Raw genomic sequence first — 19,022 nt, 5'->3', positions numbered from 1 at the left:
TATGGGTATTCTTCAAGATCTATTAAAAGATATTCCACTACCAAAGATGGCAAAAGTAAAGCAGCGTTTTGATGATCGTAAAATTGAGAACATTGATGAAGCTTTAAACGAAAAGTTACAACGGGTAGAGATTACTGGAAAAATTAAGCCAGGAATGGAAGTGGCAATAGCGGTTGGAAGCCGAGGGATGGATCGCCTTGTAGAAGTTACAGCGTTAACGGTCCAATTTTTAAAAGATTTAGGGGCAAAACCTTTTATCGTCCCGAGCATGGGTAGTCACGGGGGGGCAACGGCTGAAGGGCAGCGTGAAGTGTTAGCGCATCTTGGGGTAACAGAAGAGAGTGTGAAAGCGGAGATCCGTTCTTCAATGGAAGTGATCAAGCTTGGAGAATTACCAAATGGTCTTCCAGTTTATATTGATCGATACGCGTCACTTGCTGATGGAATTGTTGTGATCAACCGCATCAAGCCTCATACAGCTTTTCGTGGACGAGTTGAAAGTGGAATTATGAAGATGATCAGCATTGGTCTAGGTAAGCAAAAAGGAGCTGAAGCTTGTCATCAACTTGGATTTAAGTACATGGCGGAAAACGTCCCGGCAATGGCTAAGCTTATAATGGAAAAAACGCCGATTTTGTTCGGTGTAGCTACGCTAGAAAATGCATTTGATAAAGTGGCTAGAATTGAAGTGCTAGCAACAGAAGAAATTGAAGAAAAAGAACCAGAATTACAAGCGTTAGCGAAAGAATTATTACCTAAATTGTTCTTTGACGAACTTGATGTTCTTGTTATTAACGAAATTGGGAAAAATATAAGTGGAGACGGCATGGACCCGAATATTACTGGACGTTATCCTACTCCTTACGCTCATGGTGGTCCAGATGTCAATAAAATGGTTGTTCTTGATTTAACACACGAGACTGAGGGAAATGCAAATGGGGTTGGAACAGCTGATTTCACGACGCAACGTCTTGTCGATAAAATGAACCGTGAATTCACGTATGCTAATGGTTTAACTTCAACCGTTGTGGCACCAACAAAAATTGCTACAACGTTAGCGAATGATCAAGAGGCGATTAAAGCGGCGATTAAAACATGTAATATTTTAGATTTTACGAAAGTGAAAATGGTCCGAATTAAGAACACATTAGAAATAAGTGAAATTGAAGTTTCAGAAGCGTTGCTTGAACACATTACACAACATCCGCAAATGGAGCAGTGTAGCGATCTGTATGAAATTCAGTTTGATGAGAATGGAAATATCACAGAAGGTAAGTAAAAAACATCATTATAGGGGGAGAACTAAATGGGGAACTTATTTGATCTAACAGGTAAAACAGTTGTAGCGATCGGTGGAAATAGTGTATTAGGAGCTTCAATCTCCAAGGGATTAGCGGAACATGGTGCGAAAGTAGCCATTCTTGGTCGAAATCTTGAAAAAGCCAATCTGGTCGTTCAAGAAATTGAGGAGAATGGCGGAACAGCAAAAGCGTTTGCTGCAGATGTTAGTTCACGTGAGTCACTGGAGAGAGCGGCAAATGAAATTGAACAGTGGTCAGGTGGCTGGGATGTCGTATTGAATGCTCCAGGGAAAAATAGTGCGACACCGTTCTTTGATCTTGAGATGGATGAATGGGACGACATTATGGACGTAAACTTGAAAGGCATCGTTGTCACGTGCCAAATCTTTGCGAAGAGAATGATTGAGCAAGAAAGAAAAGGAAGCATTATTAATATTTCATCCGTTTCTTCAACAACACCATTATCAAAAGTATTTACGTACTCGGTTTCAAAGGCAGGGGTAAATAGTATGACTCAGTATTTAGCGAGAGAATTTGCTCCACACGGCATTCGTGTAAATGCGATTATTCCTGGTTTCTTCCCAGCAGAGCAAAATCGTAAAATTTTGAGCGAAGAAAGAATTGAATCCATCATGAATCATACTCCAATGAATCGTTTCGGTGAACCAGATGAATTGCAAGGTGCAGCTGTGTGGCTTTCTTCAGATAAAGCATCGAGTTTTGTGACGGGTGCCCTGATCCGAGTAGATGGTGGTTTTGGAAGCATGACCATCTAAACAGTATAAGACATTTGGTCTTTTAAAGTTGAGCCTTCAATACACTTTAGAGATAATTAACTAGAAAGACCATTCTACATGTCTAGAAGGGAGAGGACAATGGTCAACGAAAAATATCAGAAATTAGGATCTATTCTCCAAGAAATGAATTCAGTGGTCGTCGCTTTTTCCGGTGGTGTCGATAGTACCTTTTTATTAAAAGTAGCGGTTGAAACGTTAGGTAAAGACCGTGTATTGGCTGTTACAGCTGATTCTGAAACGTATCCATCGAGTGAACTAATAGAAGCCAAGGAATTAGCTCAGAAAATAGGAGTTCATCACCAAGTGATCGAAACGTCAGAATTAGCGATACCAGGCTATACAGAGAATGATAAAAATCGGTGTTATTTCTGTAAAAACAGTTTATTTGAATTGCTAATTCCGATTATGGAAGAAAAAGGGTTCAAAAATGTTGTGTATGGGGTTATCGCCGATGATATGAATGAACACCGTCCTGGTATGAAAGCTGCGAAGGAAAATGGAATTCGTGGTCCCTTACAAGAAGCTGATTTATATAAAGAGGAAATTAGAGAGCTTTCCAAGCAATTTGACTTACCAACGTGGAATAAGCCTTCTTTCGCCTGCTTATCATCAAGAATTGCCTATGGTGAGAAGATAACGAAAGAAAAGCTAACGAAAGTGGAGAAAGCAGAAGCGTATTTAAAAGCTCTGCACATTCGTCAAGTGCGGGTTCGAACTCATCAGGAAGTCGCTAGAATTGAGGTCGAACCAAATGATATGAAAGTGGTCCTTGAAAATCATGAATCGATTTCAAAAGAACTACAGACGTATGGGTTTCAATATGTCACACTAGACTTAATTGGCTATCAAAGTGGTAGCATGAATAAAGTTCTTTCGTAACAAAGGGCGAAAAAGTAGAAAAAGGCTTTGAGCTCTTTCAAAGTCTTTTTCACATTTAACACATTTTAAAGAGCGAAAAGGAAGATGCATGATGTCAAAAGAGTTCGTGATAGGTCTGGATATTGGAACGACAAGTGCGAAGGCGGTTGTTTTCAATTTAAGTGGCAATCTCATTGCTGAATCAGAAGAGATGATCACATCGTATTATCCTCAAACGGGATGGGTAGAACAAGACCCGAATGAGATTGAACGTTTATCTGTCCAAGCTGTGCGGAATGTCACTAAAAAAGCAAACGTCAAAGATGGTGAAATCGTTACGCTTGGTCTGTCGTGTGCCATGCATTCAGTGATTTGTGTGGACAAACAGGGTGAACCTTTATCAAAGGCAATCATTTGGGCTGACGGGAGAAGCAAAGTTCAAGCAGAGAACTTGATGCAAACAAAAGGCATGAAGTTTTACGAAAAAACAGGCTTGCCAATTCACCCGATGTCTCCATTGACCAAACTCCTTTGGATGAAGGAAACGGAATATGAGCCATATAAACAAGCAGCTTATTTTATGTCCGTTAAAGAATTCGTCATTCAAAAGTGGTTTGGTCAAAGAGTCGTTGATTATTCCATGGCATCTGCAAGTGGACTTTTTAATCGCCATTCCTTCCAATGGGACGAAGAAACACTCGCGCTTGCCGATATTGATAAAGATCAACTTTCAAAAATTGTTCCGCCAACTGAAATCATTAAGGGTATCAAAGAGGATATTGCCGTGGCAATGGGTATCACGAATGAACTTCCTTTTGTAATCGGTTCGGCAGACGGGCAGTTAGCGAACTTGGGGATTGGAGCTATTTTACCTGGTGAAGTTGCTGTGACGGTGGGAACAAGTGGAGCGATCAGACAATTTACGAAAAAGGCTCAAATTGATCAAAAGCACGAAACTTTTTGCTATGCGTTTACAGACGATTATTCGATCATTGGAGGCCCTACGAATAACGGGGGAATTACTCTTCAATGGTTAAAGGAACTGTTAAATTACGAAGGTAGCTTTGATGAGTTAACGAAAGAAGCCGAACGAGTTTCTCCAGGTGCAGAAGGAATGCTGTTCCATCCATATGTTAATGGGGAGAGAGCGCCATTATGGAATCAGAGCGCTAAAGGAAACTTCTACGGGGTAACGATTACTCATAAGAAGGAGCACTTTATTCGTGCAGTGCTAGAAGGAATTACTTTTAATCTCTATCAAATCGGAAAAGCTTTAGAACGAGTAGCAGGTGAACCTGACAAGTTGTACGTCAATGGTGGGTTAGCGAGGTCTCCGTTATGGCTTCAGATGTTAGCAGATGTATTTGGGAAAGAGGTGTATGTTCCTGAAAGTCATCACAGTGCAGCGTGGGGAGCAGCTTGGACGGCACTCGTTTCAACTGGGAAAGCGGAATCCTTTGAAGACATTAAAAAGAATGTACCGATGGGTGATGTGGTGAAACCAAATGCAGAAAATCACAAAACTTATTTGAGTGTATATGAAAAGTACGAGGATATTGCGAACGATTTATCAACGTATTTTTAAATCCTTCTAACAAATGATACATTAAGTAGTAACTATTAAACAGCAAGGTGAGTGTTAACCATGTTAGAAGAGATTTTAAAGCAAGTCCAGACAGGGGATTTAAGTGTAGGAGAAGCGAAAAAAAAACTAGCCACTTATGAAGACTTAGGTTTTGCTAAAGTCGATCATCACCGCAAAAAGAGACAAGGTTTTTCAGAGATTGTGTTTGGAGAAGGAAAATCAGCTGAACAAATTACCTCCATTATTCTAGCGTTACGTGAAAAAAACAACAACGTGCTTGTGACACGAATCTCAAAAGAAAAAGCAAAACAGGTGATTCAAGCGTGTCCTGAATTTCAGTATCATGAAATCGCGCAAATTTTGCTTTGGAAGGATAAACCGATAACGGTAGCGAATGAATCACAAGGGTACGTGAGTATTATTTGTGCAGGTACTTCTGATTTGAGGGTAGCAGAAGAAGCGGCCATTACTGCTGAAGCATTAGGGTGTAATGTCCATCGGATTTATGATGTTGGCGTGGCAGGCATCCATCGGTTATTTGACCACTATGAAGAAATTCAACAGGCAACGGTTTCGGTGGTTGTCGCTGGAATGGAAGGTGCGCTACCCAGTGTAATCGGTGGTCTCGTATCTCATCCGGTCATTGCCGTGCCGACAAGCGTAGGTTATGGGGCTAATTTCCACGGTTTATCCGCATTGCTGACAATGTTAAATTCTTGTGCCTCTGGGATTAGCGTGGTTAACATTGATAATGGATTCGGTGGAGCCTACAACGCTGCCTTAATCTACCAATTAGCTCAGGAAAGGGGCTGAAAGCGAATGAAGACATTATATTTGGACTGCTTTTCAGGAATCAGTGGCGATATGATGATCGGAGCTCTTCTTGATGCAGGAGCGGATCCAGCTAAATTAGTAGCAGAACTAAAAAAACTGCCTATCACTGAAGAGTATGAGTTGAAGTGGACGAAAGTTGTAAAGAACGGAATCACAAGTACTAAATTCGACGTACTTTTAAACGATATAGGTCACAGTCATGACCACGGACATAGTCATAATCACGAACACAGTCATGATCATGGACATAGTCACAATCGCGGACATAGCCATGACCACGATCATCATCACCGCTCCTATAAAGATATTGTAAAAATGATTGAGGCCGCGGGCTTTTCTGATCGGGTAAAGGAAACTTCGTTAAAAATCTTTAAGAAAATTGGGGAAGCTGAAGGGCGTATTCACAATATGCCGTTGGAAAAGGTGCATTTTCATGAAGTTGGTGCCGTGGATTCCATTATCGATATAGTCGGGGCAGCGATTCTGCTTGAACAACTAGAAATTGACATCATCAAATCGTCTCAGGTTCCAGTAGGGAACGGAAAGATTCGGATTGATCATGGGGTTTATCCAGTGCCCGCCCCTGCGACATTGGAAATGTTAAAGGGAGTTCCCATTGCACAAAGTGAGTTGAAAGCTGAATTAACCACACCAACGGGCGCAGCTATAGTTGCTGTATTAGCTGAAGATTTCTGTGGTTTACCTGCAATGAAAATAAAAGAAGTAGGATACGGGGCAGGGACAAAGAGCTTTAAAGATCAGCCTAATGTCCTTCGTGTCATTATTGGCGAGTAGCTATGCAACAGATGAGAGGAGTTTGAAAGATACATTCTTATCTCCCGCCGGATCATCAACATACCGATGATCAAATGGTTAAAATGGAAGTGAAGAAGGCAAAACAACAAGGTGTCTACTGAGTGGGGGAAATCACCAGAATTTGAAGATTACAAGAGTATTGCGAAGTTCCACCAAGTCCCTTTAAAAAAGGTGTATGAGCAAGTTTAGAAGGAATTGAATTTGAGATCGCTCGTAAAATGAATGACGGTCTCTCTCGATTTAACTTGAATCAAAACAAAAAAGGTGGAACCTTCTTTTTGTGAAAGACTAATGATAAAATGAGTAAAAAAGAAGAGAGGTTCTTATGAAAATTGGAATCATAAATATTGAATCAGTATACTCCATTGTGAATCTATTAACTTATGATATGGTAAGTCAATTAATTCATGATCATGAAGTTTACTCAATTGAAGAAAGAACAAATGTTAAACAATACCGTGAAAAAGACTTAGTTTCATGGCGTTCATTTGGTGGAAATTTATTACGTTGTTATACCGAAAAGGATTCATATCTACTTAGTCAGAGTGACCTAGCCATCTTCGACACAATTATTGTGATGGGTGGAGAGGCAGGATATCGCTTTTATCAACATGTTAAGAACCAATTGAGAAAAAAAGCATTGTTTATTCCTGTCTCGATCTACAATGATGTCGTGGAATCGAAACAATCACTTGGGTATGACTCGGCTCTTAATACCTTGATTGAAGATATTTATAAAATAGAAGATACGATCTCTTCATGTCGCTACGAACAGTTTCGTCTTTTTGGAATTCAAGTGCCTGGAAGACAAGGAAGTTTCCTAGCAAACGATGTGGCAGATGCTGTCGGAGATTTAATCCGTTATTGGGATATTAAGACAACAGCAGACGTATCTCGATTCGTAAATGAAAAAATTAAACAAGGCAAAAACCACTCGTTTCTCATCTTTGATGAACGAGATGAGCTTAATTACGTTGAAGAGAAATTACATCCTGTTTTAGAAGGTGTTTCTTGGAAAATTAGTATATTTGATGAGGCACAGTGCATGGGAGCGTCACCAACAGCTAGTGATCGAATTCTTGCTAAAAAGATAGCTAAAAAAGTGATTAGTTGGGTTGAATCTAGTGAAGAGGCAGGAAAGATATTACTAGAAAATAATACGGCCGCTTTAAAAATTAGCAATATTAGTTTAATATAAATAATTATGAATAATTATAAATAGAGATAAATAGGGAGTGGGTATTACATGCAAACAGTTATGAATGACAAACAACTTGATCAATTGGCCATCAATACCATTCGTACGATTTCAATTGACGGGATCGAAAAAGCGAACTCTGGTCACCCAGGAATGCCAATGGGGGCAGCGCCAATGGCCTATACTCTATGGGCAAAAGAAATGAACCATAATCCAGCGAATCCTCATTGGTTTAATCGTGATCGCTTTGTATTATCGGCAGGCCATGGATCGATGCTACTATACAGCATGCTGCACCTATTTGGTTATGATGTTACCATGAACGATCTGAAAAACTTCCGTCAATGGGGAAGTAGAACACCGGGTCATCCGGAACTTGGTCATACCCCTGGGGTAGAAGCTACAACTGGTCCATTAGGACAAGGAATTGCAATGGCTGTTGGGATGGCGATGGCGGAAAGACATCTAGCAGAAACATACAATAAAGAAAACTTTAATCTAGTAGATCATTTTACGTACAGCATTTGTGGCGACGGTGATTTAATGGAAGGTGTTTCAGCAGAAGCTGCGTCACTTGCCGGTCACTTGAAACTTGGACGTCTTGTTGTGATGTATGATTCAAATGATATCTCATTAGATGGAGATTTAAATCTATCGTTTTCAGAAAGTGTAGAAGATCGTTTCAAAGCCTACGGTTGGCAAGTGATTCGTGTTGAAGATGGTAATGATACAGATGCGATTCAACAAGCACTACAGGAAGCAAAGGCAGATTTAGATCATCCGACATTAATTGAAGTGAAGACGGTTATTGGCTATGGTTCTCCAAATAAATCAGGGAAGTCCGCTTCTCATGGCGCTCCACTTGGCAAGGAAGAAATCAAATTAACAAAAAATGCATATGAATGGTCATATGACGAAGCGTTCTTCGTGCCAGAAGAAGCGGCCAACCACTTTCAACAGTTTGCTAAACTTGGTCAACAAAAAGAAGAAGGTTGGAATGAATTATATGCTAGCTATAAGCAGGCATATCCTGAATTAGCGAAACAATTCGAAGTAGCATTAGCAGGCGAATTACCTGAAAATTGGGAAGCTGAACTGCCAACTTTTAACGAAGGGGAGTCATTAGCAACTCGTGCTTCTTCCGGTAAAGCTCTAAATGCAGCAGCGAACGTAATCCCGCAATTAATTGGGGGTTCTGCTGACTTAGCAGGTTCTAATAAAACACTCATTACCTCTGAAAAGAATTACGGTTTAGATAGTTTTGCAGCACGTAATGTATGGTTTGGTGTCCGTGAATTTGCAATGGGCGCAGCCATTAACGGAATGGCGATTCATGGAGGAATGAAAGTATTCGGTGCGACATTCTTCGTATTCTCTGACTATTTACGTCCAGCGATTCGCTTAGCTGCGTTAATGAATCTGCCGGTAACTTATGTATTTACTCACGATAGCATAGCTGTTGGAGAAGATGGTCCTACCCATGAGCCAGTGGAACAATTAGCATCTCTACGTGCGATGCCTGGACTATGTGCGATTCGCCCAGCGGACGCGAAAGAAACGGTAGCTGCATGGAGATTAGCAATTGAAAGTACAGATACACCTACTGCGTTAATTTTAACACGTCAGGACTTACCGACATTAGCGGTGGAACAAGAAGCAGTCTACGAGGGTGTTAAAAAGGGTGCTTATACTGTTTCAGAAGCTAAAGGAGACGTTAGTGGGTTACTTCTTGCTTCAGGTTCTGAAGTTTCGCTTGCCATTGCAGCGCAAAAAGAACTTGAGAAAGAAAACATCTTCGTATCGGTCGTTAGTATGCCAAGTTGGGATCGTTTTGACAAACAGTCTGCCGAGTACAAAGAACAAATTTTACCGAAACAGGTGAAAGCTCGTGTTGGAATTGAAATGGGCTCTTCACTTGGCTGGAGTAAATATGTAGGAGACGCTGGAGCCGTTATTGCAATCGATCAATTTGGTGCCTCTGCACCAGCGAGCAAATTGCTTGAGGAGTATGGATTTACGGTTGAGAATGTGGTGAAGAATTTTAAGGAAGTAATGAGTAAGTAAAATAGAGTAGAAGATTTTAGTCGTATGAAAAAAGAAATACTAATAAGTAGGAAGTCTTTAGTAACATAAAGACTTCCTACTTTCTTATTTTCGATATGGTAGAAATAGAAACTAGCAATACCTAATTCTTTAAAAGCAACAAGCTGACATGTTCATATAGTATATCTATGATACTCAGCTGTGCAATGCGAGATGAGAGTATAGCGGAATGATAAGGTGTTTCGGTTGTAACTGTAAAAAGGGCCATATCGACACCCTTACTAAGAGGAGATTGAGCTAATGCTGTAATGCCAATTGTAGTAACCCCCTGAGCTTTTGCTAGTTTGAGCAAATGTAGAATATGAGGATCGCCGCCTGATTGAGAAATGAGTATAACGACATCTGTCTTCTTTAATTGCGAGAGTGAACTCGTTTGAAAATGGAAGTCTTGATAGGCTGCAGTAGCAATGCCTGTTTTTAAAAATTGATAGTGTGCGTCAACGGCAACTAACCCAGAAGCCCCGTTGCCGTAAAATTCGACGCGACGTGCATGTGAGATGGCGTCTATTGCTTGATTCAACATCTGTGAATCAAGCGCTTGCATTGTGGAGTCCAATGCACGGATATTTGCTTTAAGGATTCTATTAGCTACGCTCGTTTCCTCTTGTTCATTTAGTGTATCATCAGCCTCGATAGGTTTGATTCCTATAGATGCAAGAGATATTTTCAGTGCTCGGAAACCTTTATAACCAATGCGCTTACAAAAACGAAAAATAGTAGCTTCAGCTAGACCTAACTCATTGGCTACTTGATTTATGGTTTCATGAATCATTTTGCTAGAATGATTTAATATATAATCCGCGACTTTTTTCTCCTTATCACTAAATGTTGAATATAGAGTTTGGATTTGCAGAAAACAAGAATGGTCAGGTTGTTGCATAAGTGTTCCTCCTATTTCAGTAGTGACGTATGGGTTCTCTATAGGTGTAGGAAAGTCTTATCCTAATAAGGAGAAGGGAGAATAGTCCTATGAAAGAGATAGAACTACAGTAAGCTTCAATTAATTTGTTTCGCTAACAAACTAATTGAAGCTTACCGTGATCAAAAGGATAAGTCAACTTTTTTATAAGAGAGGATGAACAACTGTTTTAGTGAAATTTTTTGATGTTGATCTCTCGTATAGAATCACTTAGTAAAGTAGGGAAACTCCTTCTAATAAATTAATTTAATTGAAGGGAAAATGATAACAGTTACTTGAAATGCTAAACGTTTGCCTTTATGATGAAGTGGTTTCCTTTAATTTGTTTGCTATACAAATTAAGGAGTACTTACACATATAAAGGGGGGAAACATGAGACCATATTCGCTTTTTCGTTATCTATATATCTTTTATTCTTTTGTTTTTTTAATTCATCTGATCAACCTTTTATTGAAAATGAACATCTAGAATATGTTATTGGGATATTAGCGTTATGCATGTTGGTTGTGTCCTTTATAGGGGCTTTAAAATTATTTAAGGTTTTAGGTAGCTCATTTCTATTAGTAGGTGGGGTCTTATATCTTACAGCAGGACAATCAATTATTGATATTCCTAGAATGTTAACGTCGAACTTATCATTGTTAACTCTTTTAGCGATGTTACCTTGGATGAATAGCGTCGTGAAAAGTGGTCGCTTTGATTGCTATTTAAATGAGCTTATGAATGTAAATGTTGCCGATTTAGGGAAGCTGTACACACGAAGTTCGATTACGACGTTAACGTTAGCTGCTTTTTTAAACCTGTCAGCTGTCTCGATTTCACAAGATGTTTTAAAAAGAAATCTAGGCTCCCTTTCTAAGAGCATTCGTAACTCGTTTATTAATAGGACAACCCTCAGAGGTTATTCCTTAGCCTTAGTATGGAGTCCACTTGAGATGCTGGTGGCTGTCTCAATTTTCACAACCGGAGCAAACTATGTTGCCTTGTTACCGTGGTTGTTATTCATTGCTGTTATAACCTTTTTAGTAGATTCACTTTCGTGTCATTTGATTTTCAAGAAATATTCCTATGACAACAACCAGGTAAACAAGAGTCATGACGTCAATATGAACAAATTAATGAAAAAAGTTCTTCATCTAATTGTTTCTCTTATTCTATTTTTAGCACTTGTCATCTTGTTTGGGAATTTATTGAACTTAGATTTCATCTTAACGGTGACGATGCTTATTTTTCCATTTGCTTTTATTTGGGCTCTATTGATGAGAAGAGGGCGGAGCTTTTGGAGCATAGGGTGGAAGACGTGGAAAATGAAAATGAATAAGATGCAAAATTTTGTGGTTTTATTTATTACTCTTTCGTTTTTTGCTACTACCCTTAATGGAACCACTTTTTTAAAAGTCATTCAACAACCGGTTTTATTTTTTGCTGACTTTCCGCTCATGATTTTTTTCTTGATTCAATTACTGTTTATCTTTTTGAGTTTGTTTGGGATTCATCCGATTGCAACAATTGGGATTCTAAGTGGCATTATTGCCCCTTTATTACAGCTATTTAATCCTATTAGTCTTGCTATTGTGTTGATCACGAGTTCAATTGCGACATTAACAGTAGGCACCTATGGTTTACTTGTCACATTGACGGCTCTAAATACCGAACAGAGTCCATATCGGATCACGTTCGATAATTTACTGTTTGCTTTTATTTTCAGTGGAATAGGGTCACTAGTAGCCTATCTTTTACTATAAAAAAGGTTATTTAAAGGGGGCAAATTCTCTTCGTGAAATTGAGTAAATCAGATAACTTGTTTTTAAGAGTGAAGTTAAATATACCTTTGAAATTACTATAACAATATGCGTGTGATTGATGCCTGTTTTGAATCCATTAAAACAGGCAACGGAGCGACATTATGGTAGTTCGTTGCTGATAAATCATAAGTTAACGAAGAAGGATAAAAATTCTAAAGAAAAAGACTTGATTTGATAAGCGCTTACAATTATAATTCAACTAACCGATAATTTGTTTGATAAACAAATTAAAGGTAATGAACAAATAATCACTGGTTAGAAAAGTATTTTTAAACATACACACAAGGGGGAGAAACACTTGAAGAAAAAATGGTTAGCATTATTTTCAACTGCATTTCTATCTGTAAGCGTTTTAGCAGCGTGTGGAGGTTCTGATGGGGCTACAACAGAAAACGCTGATAACACCGGAGTTTCTGAAGAAGCGGTTACATTGAAATTAGCTGAGAACCAGCCAGAGGATTACCCAACGACGCTTGGGGCAAAAGAATTTGCAAGATTAGTAGAAGAAAAGACGGAAGGACGCTATAAAATTGAAGTGTACGCGGGTGGACAATTGGGAGATGAAAAAAGTGTTATCGAACAATTGCAGCTAGGTACAATCGATTTGACACGTGTGAATGCGATTCCATTAAGTGAATTTTCGAGTGATATCGGTGTAGTAGCTATGCCTTACTTATTTGAAGATGAAGATGAGAAATGGGAAATTCTAAATGGAGAAATTGGTCAAGATCTTTTAGGAACGTTCGAAGGATCAAGATTGGTAGGACTTTCGTTTTATGACTCTGGAGTAAGAAGCTTTTACAATACAAAACGTCCAGTAACGACTCCAGATGATCTAGCAGGATTACAAATTCGCGTTCAACAATCTGACTTAGCGATTGATATTATCAATTCTCTTGGAGCTTCTGCGACACCAATGGAATATGGTGAAGTGTACTCAGCTTTACAAACGGGGGTCATTGATGGAGCAGAGAATAACTTCCCAAGTTACTTTACGTCTAACCATTATGAAGTGGCTAAGTATTTTACTGTGAACGGCTACCAAGGAGTTCCTGAAGTATTATTAGGATCAGAGAAGCTTTGGAATGAGCTAAGTGCAGAAGATCAAGAAGTATTTAGAGAAGCAGCTTTGGAATCTGTTGCTGTCCAACGTGAAGCATGGGCGAATCTAGTAGATGAAGCTCAAAAGGCTGTTTTAGAAAACGGTAGTGAACTCGTTGAAATTGACGATATTACACCATGGAGAGAAGCTGTACAACCTGTATATGACAAGTATGGCGAGCAATTTTCAGAATGGATTGACCGTATTAACAGTTATTAATTTTCGAATCATTAGAGAAAGTGGGGATCTTTGCTACCCCGCTTTCCTTTCATTTAGGGGGATCGTTGTATGAAAACGTTAAAAATGCTTAGAGACACTCTTGTTCGTCTGCAACTATTATTTTCGTTAACGCTGCTTACGATAATGACTATCACGATTATCTACCAAGTATTCTCAAGGCAAATCCTCGGTACGACACCAGCCTGGTCAGAACAATTGTCTAAATTGTTATTCGTGTGGGTAAGTTTTATGGGGATTGCCTATGGGTTTAAGGCAAAGCTTCATATTGGAGTTGGGCTTTTCGTAGGAATGCTCCCAGAAAAAATACAAGATGTGTTTGATTATATAGCCAAAATATTGATTATCTTATTTGGTCTAGTACTCATTTATTATGGAACTGAGTTTACAATTTTAATGCATGAATCTTCGATGCCTGGTCTAGGCATTCCTTCTAGTGTGTTATATGCAGCCATTCCTGTAACCGGTATTTTCGTTCTATTGTTTGGAATAGAGCTTATGTTCAAAAAAGGTCTACATGAAAAATACGATGATATAAGTGAGGAGGCGTAAAGTATGGGTATCTTTCTTTTAATTGGTAGTTTTATCATTCTCCTAATAGCAAGAGTGCCTATTGCGCTTTCCCTTATCTTATCTTCCTTTATAACAGGAATGTATTTAGATATAAATTTAGGAGCACTTGTGCAGCGTATGGTAGGTGGGTTAAATTCATTTTCTTTACTCGCGATCCCGTTTTTCGTCCTTGCTGGTGAGATCATGAATGAAGGTGGAATCTCTCGAAGATTAATTAATCTCTCCAATGTGATTATTGGTAAAATTAGAGGGGGACTCGCTCTAGTAAACGTATTAGCAAGTACGTTCTTCGGTGGAATATCAGGGTCTGCGGTTGCAGATACCTCATCAGTCGGTTCTGTGTTAATTCCGATGATGAAAAAAAGTGGCTACAAAACAGATTACTCGGTTAGTGTAACGATTTCAAGTGCGGCACAAGGCGTAATGATTCCACCAAGTCATAACATGATCATTTATTCAACGGCTGCTGGTGGTGTATCTGTTGCTGCCTTATTTATGGGAGGTTTGCTTCCAGGTATCTTACTTGGTTTAACGTTAATGGTCATTGCCTATGTAATTGCCGTTAAGAACAATCACCCTAAAGGGGAGCCAGTAAAGAAAGAAGAAATCCCTAAGATTATACGTGAAGGTCTTTTAGGTTTATTTACAGCAGTTATCATTATCGGGGGGATTGTAAGTGGTTTCTTCACAGCTACTGAGTCGGCTGCTATAGGAACATTGTATGCATTCATTATTACGTTTTTTGTATATCGGGATATCCCACTCTCAAGATTCGGCGTTATATTGCATAGAACGTTTAAGACATTATCAATGGTACTATTCTTAATTGGAGCTTCATCTGCTTTTGGTTGGTTGTTAGCGCTACTAAAAGTACCAACGATTGTTGCAGAAACGATGTTATCGATCTCACCTAATGATATCGTGACACTTCTAATGATTATTATCATATTACTCGCATTAGGAATGGTTATGGACATGGCTCCGCTCATTCTAATTGCAACACCCATTCTATTGCCTGTTGCGACAAGCATTGGAATGGATCCTGTACATTTCGGTGTCGTCTTAATTCTATGTTTAGCAGTAGGACTAATTACTCCTCCGGTTGGAACCGTGCTCTTTGTCGGTTCCGCGATTGGAAGAATCTCGATCGAAAAAGTAACGAAATCGATGATGCCATTTTATGCAGCGATGATCGTTGTTTTATTACTAATTGCGTTTTTCCCAAGCCTTGTTTTGTTTTTGCCTGATTTATTGATTGAATAGTCTTATGAAATGAAGTTTAGGATATATGTTTAATCTATGAAAGCCTAGCTACCTTCCTATGGAGCTAGGCTTTCATACCTTCTTACAAGAAATCGTTGTGCAGACATTTTGGCCACTTTACTTGCATAAACAAGTATATCGGATGTATGGTGGTAAGGGAGGGAATGAAGATGTCTGAATATCGGTTAGAAGACGCTCTTGGTTTTCTTGTTGGAATGGCTGGTCGGTCGTTATCGAACAGCATCCAACGTACATTCTCTGATCATGGTTATCACGTTACAACTGAGCATTGGACCATATTGGTGCAGTTATGGAATCAAGATGGTATTTTCATCAAATACCGATTATCGTTTGGTGTAATTAGAATAGAAGAATTTCGTTTTTTTTCCTGGAACAGAGGCTAATTTGATTGATAATTTTATTGACATAATGATCATAGAATGATATTCTTCAATTGTAATCAACATTAGTTTGTTTTATAAACAAACTAAATAACATGGGAATAAATTGCTTAAATAAAAAAGATCATTTAGAATTTATTCATTTTGAATGAGAAAGGAAATGACTATGTCAAAACAACAAATTGGTGTTATCGGTCTAGCAGTTATGGGAAAGAATCTTGCTTTAAACATTGAGAGTCGCGGATATTCTGTTTCAGTCTTTAATCGTTCTACCGAAAAAACAGAAGAGTTCTTAAAAAACGAAGCAGCAGGGAAGAATTTTTTTGGTGCAACGACGATTGAAGAATACGTTAACTCATTAGAAAAGCCTCGCAAAATCTTATTAATGGTAAAAGCAGGCGGTCCGACAGATGCTACGATTGATTCGTTAAAGCCTTATTTAGAAAAAGGTGATATTTTAATCGACGGTGGGAATACATTCTTCGAAGATACAATCAGACGAAATAATGATCTAGACGAAACAGGCATTCATTTCATTGGAACAGGTGTATCAGGTGGAGAAGAAGGTGCGCTGAAAGGTCCTTCGATTATGCCTGGAGGTCAAGAAGAGGCTTATAAACTAGTAGAGCCAATTTTTAATGCCATTTCAGCCAAAGTAGGAGATGACGCTTGTTGTACTTACATTGGACCGAATGGTGCAGGTCATTATGTGAAAATGGTTCATAACGGAATTGAATATGGTGATATGCAATTAATTTCTGAAGCTTACTTTATTTTAAAGAACATTCTAGGCTTAAGTGCACAAGAGCTTCATGAAGTTTTTGCTGAATGGAATAAAGGTGAGCTAGACAGTTATTTAATTGAAATCACAGCAGATATTTTTACAAAAGTGGATGAAGAAACAGGCAAACCACTTGTTGATGTCATTTTAGATACAGCGGGACAAAAGGGAACAGGTAAATGGACAAGCCAAAATGCCTTAGACCTTGGTGTACCCCTTCCAATTATTACAGAGTCTGTGTTTGCCCGTTTCATCTCTGCTATGAAAGAAGAGCGTGTAAAGGCAAGCAAGCTGTTAAGTGGACCTGAAGTAAAGTCGTTTGAAGGGAATAAGGATGAATTAATTGAAGCCGTTCGGAAGGCGTTATACATGAGTAAAATCGTTTCGTACGCACAAGGATTCGCGCAAATGCGCGCAGCTTCTGAAGAGTATGACTGGAATCTTCGTTACGGTGACATCGCAATGATCTTCCGTGGTGGTTGTATCATTCGAGCGCAATTTCTACAAAAAATTAAAGAAGCGTATGAAGTGGACCCAGCGTTAGCGAACCTTTTATTAGATCCATACTTCAAAGAAATCGTTGAAGAGTACCAAGCTGCCTTACGCCAAGTGATTTCACTAGCTGTGAATACGGGTATTCCTGTACCTTCATTCTCAAGTGCGATTGCCTACTACGACAGCTATCGTACAGAAACATTACCAGCCAATCTATTACAAGCACAGCGTGACTACTTTGGTGCACATACGTACCAACGAGTGGATAAAGAAGGCGTGTTCCATACGAATTGGATGTAAGGATTGATAGATGAATAGTTAAACAGAAAAAATCAGGGTGCTTTTATGGCATCCTGATTTTTTCTGTTTTAGAAGCAACCATTTGATCTAGCGGTAAATAAATAGTTTGAATGCTTGGAGGTGAATATTTATAGCCTAGGAATCTGTTATTTACCTTCAAGGTTAAGATCATAAAAGAGGGGGTGCAAGGGAATAGTCAATCAGTCCATTTCACCTCTTTTTATGTTCGTCTTTTCAATTGTAATTTTTCTTTATGAACTCTGTTTATTTAATTTTAAATTTACTTTTTCTGCTCGTGCTGCTTGCATCCTATTATTCAAAAAGTAAAAAGCTATTGTAATAAGTAAGACAAGACCCGCCAATAAAATAAATAGATTTCCAAATCCAGTATATGGAACGAGCAGTCCTAATATAACGGATCCTGCTGTAATACCCGTGTCAAAAAATGTAAAAAAAGTTGCTGTTGCGTGACCGGTTCGTTTTTTAGACACCGAATCTGTTGATAATGACAAGAGAAAGGGCAATATAGATCCATAACCTATCCCAATCACTCCAGCAGCAACTAAAAAGAGCCAAGCAGAATCAGCCACACTCAAAATGACCAACCCCACTGCAAAAATAACTAAGCAAGGAAGGATGACGATTTTTGGTCCGCGTTCATCAAAGACTCGACCTAAAAAAGGTCTTGTGACAAGCATGGTGACAGCGAAAACAAGGAAAAAGTAACCTGAGACTCTTTCAAGTCCGGTTTCAATTGCATAAACCGAAATAAAGGAAAGGATTCCAGAGTAAGCAAAAGCAACTAGTAAGCCTATAAGCGCAATCGGCAAAGCTTTCATTTCAAAAAAATCATGGATGGAAAGCTTTCTTTTTGTTTTTGAAATGGCACGGGTGACTGCCTCCTTTACCTTTACTAAAGAAGCACAGATAACGCTAATGATGCCGAACAGGCTAAGGACGATAAACAACTGATGGAACGACATGAATTGGATTAAAGTTAACCCCAAAAATGGTCCAATGACGATGGCTAGGTTCATAAACATCATAAAATAGCCGAGACCTTCTCCCTTCCGTTCAACGGGTACAATATTGGCCACTATCGTTGAAGTTGTAGTGGTCAAAAGACCAAAAGATAGACCATGAATAAAACGTAAAATCATAAGTGGAATAAATTGTTCTACCCAAATATACGCAAAGGATGTTAAGGCAAATACTACGGCACTAATTAACAAGACGTTTCTTTTACTAAAACGCTCTAGGATGTTTCCTGAAAAAGGTCTCATCAAAATGGCAGATAAGAGCATGGCCGTAACAATGAGGCCTGCCTGTGCTTCTGTTCCTTGTATGTCGTAAATCACATAAATAGGCAAAGTAGTAAATAATGCATAGAAGATAGTAAAAATAATTAAATTTACAAATGAGTGAATTTCATAATTTGAATCCTAAGTCTCGTAAAGCTTTCAAGACACAAAAAAAGGAGTACCTCCCCAAAAGTCGAATGAGTAAGTGACCAAACCAACTCTCAGACTGGAGGAAGACTCCCTTATGACTATTATACGACAAGGAAGCCTATTTGGCCTGCAAGATTTATATGAATTAGAACCTACCCACCGTTTTGAAGCGGTGTTTTCGACAATTGAAATCGATCCAATCC

The 19,022-nt window shown here is 38.9% G+C and carries 16 protein-coding genes; 14 read left to right on the top strand and 2 right to left on the bottom strand.

The window, feature by feature from the left end:
* Position 1: 1 nt before the first annotated feature.
* The 8 genes from PQ474_RS15705 (at position 2) to tkt (ending at position 9,453) form a co-directional block, all read left to right on the top strand.
* Entirely contained in the window at positions 2-1,279 is a 1,278-nt protein-coding gene (locus PQ474_RS15705) for a nickel pincer cofactor-dependent isomerase, group 22 (RefSeq protein WP_273845140.1), read from the top strand.
* A 27-nt stretch (positions 1,280-1,306) separates the two neighbouring features.
* Entirely contained in the window at positions 1,307-2,077 is a 771-nt protein-coding gene (locus PQ474_RS15700; RefSeq protein ID WP_273845138.1) for an SDR family oxidoreductase, read from the top strand.
* Positions 2,078-2,176: 99 nt separating this feature from the next.
* Complete coding sequence (gene larE, locus PQ474_RS15695) at positions 2,177-2,977, top strand: ATP-dependent sacrificial sulfur transferase LarE (protein ID WP_273845135.1); 801 nt, start codon at positions 2,177-2,179, stop codon at positions 2,975-2,977.
* A gap of 91 nt (positions 2,978-3,068) precedes the next feature.
* Complete coding sequence (locus PQ474_RS15690; RefSeq protein ID WP_273845134.1) at positions 3,069-4,541, top strand: gluconokinase; 1,473 nt, start codon at positions 3,069-3,071, stop codon at positions 4,539-4,541.
* Between the two features lie 60 nt (positions 4,542-4,601).
* Positions 4,602-5,354, top strand: a complete 753-nt coding sequence (larB, locus tag PQ474_RS15685; RefSeq protein ID WP_273845131.1) for a nickel pincer cofactor biosynthesis protein LarB — start codon at positions 4,602-4,604, stop codon at positions 5,352-5,354.
* Between the two features lie 6 nt (positions 5,355-5,360).
* Positions 5,361-6,170, top strand: a complete 810-nt coding sequence (gene larC, locus PQ474_RS15680; protein ID WP_273845128.1) for a nickel pincer cofactor biosynthesis protein LarC — start codon at positions 5,361-5,363, stop codon at positions 6,168-6,170.
* A 346-nt stretch (positions 6,171-6,516) separates the two neighbouring features.
* Positions 6,517-7,389, top strand: coding sequence for a 6-phosphofructokinase (locus PQ474_RS15675; protein WP_273845126.1), 873 nt, complete (start codon positions 6,517-6,519; stop codon positions 7,387-7,389).
* 48 nt (positions 7,390-7,437) lie between these two features.
* Complete coding sequence (tkt, locus tag PQ474_RS15670; protein ID WP_273845124.1) at positions 7,438-9,453, top strand: transketolase; 2,016 nt, start codon at positions 7,438-7,440, stop codon at positions 9,451-9,453.
* A 121-nt stretch (positions 9,454-9,574) separates the two neighbouring features.
* Here the strand turns inward: tkt and PQ474_RS15665 are convergent, their stop codons facing one another.
* Entirely contained in the window at positions 9,575-10,372 is a 798-nt protein-coding gene (locus PQ474_RS15665; RefSeq protein ID WP_273845122.1) for a MurR/RpiR family transcriptional regulator, read from the bottom strand.
* Between the two features lie 536 nt (positions 10,373-10,908).
* Here PQ474_RS15665 and PQ474_RS15660 point away from each other — a divergent pair.
* From PQ474_RS15660 to gndA, 6 genes are all read left to right on the top strand, one after another.
* Positions 10,909-12,156, top strand: coding sequence for a hypothetical protein (locus PQ474_RS15660; RefSeq protein ID WP_273845121.1), 1,248 nt, complete (start codon positions 10,909-10,911; stop codon positions 12,154-12,156).
* 358 nt (positions 12,157-12,514) lie between these two features.
* A complete protein-coding gene (locus tag PQ474_RS15655; RefSeq protein WP_273845119.1) occupies positions 12,515-13,537 on the top strand; it encodes a TRAP transporter substrate-binding protein in 1,023 nt (340 codons plus the stop codon).
* A 69-nt stretch (positions 13,538-13,606) separates the two neighbouring features.
* On the top strand, positions 13,607-14,107 hold the full coding sequence (locus PQ474_RS15650; protein WP_273845116.1) for a TRAP transporter small permease: 501 nt from the start codon (positions 13,607-13,609) through the stop codon (positions 14,105-14,107).
* A gap of 3 nt (positions 14,108-14,110) precedes the next feature.
* Positions 14,111-15,391 (top strand): TRAP transporter large permease, encoded by a 1,281-nt coding sequence (locus tag PQ474_RS15645; RefSeq protein WP_273845115.1) that lies wholly within the window; start codon positions 14,111-14,113, stop codon positions 15,389-15,391.
* A gap of 170 nt (positions 15,392-15,561) precedes the next feature.
* Positions 15,562-15,795: a hypothetical protein gene (locus PQ474_RS15640; protein ID WP_273845113.1), complete on the top strand. Its 234-nt coding sequence runs from the start codon at positions 15,562-15,564 to the stop codon at positions 15,793-15,795.
* 163 nt (positions 15,796-15,958) lie between these two features.
* Complete coding sequence (gene gndA / locus PQ474_RS15635) at positions 15,959-17,368, top strand: NADP-dependent phosphogluconate dehydrogenase (RefSeq protein WP_273845111.1); 1,410 nt, start codon at positions 15,959-15,961, stop codon at positions 17,366-17,368.
* A 251-nt stretch (positions 17,369-17,619) separates the two neighbouring features.
* Here the strand turns inward: gndA and PQ474_RS15630 are convergent, their stop codons facing one another.
* Positions 17,620-18,774 (bottom strand): MFS transporter, encoded by a 1,155-nt coding sequence (locus PQ474_RS15630; protein WP_273845339.1) that lies wholly within the window; start codon positions 18,772-18,774, stop codon positions 17,620-17,622.
* Positions 18,775-19,022: the final 248 nt, after the last annotated feature.

Origin of the sequence: Halalkalibacter alkalisediminis (assembly GCF_028610705.1) — a bacterium.
In the GTDB taxonomy this organism is placed as follows: Bacteria; Bacillota; Bacilli; order Bacillales; family Bacillaceae_D; genus Halalkalibacter; species Halalkalibacter alkalisediminis.
The sequence above is the reverse complement of the archived record's forward strand: the minus strand, read 5'-3'. Positions and strand labels throughout refer to the sequence as shown.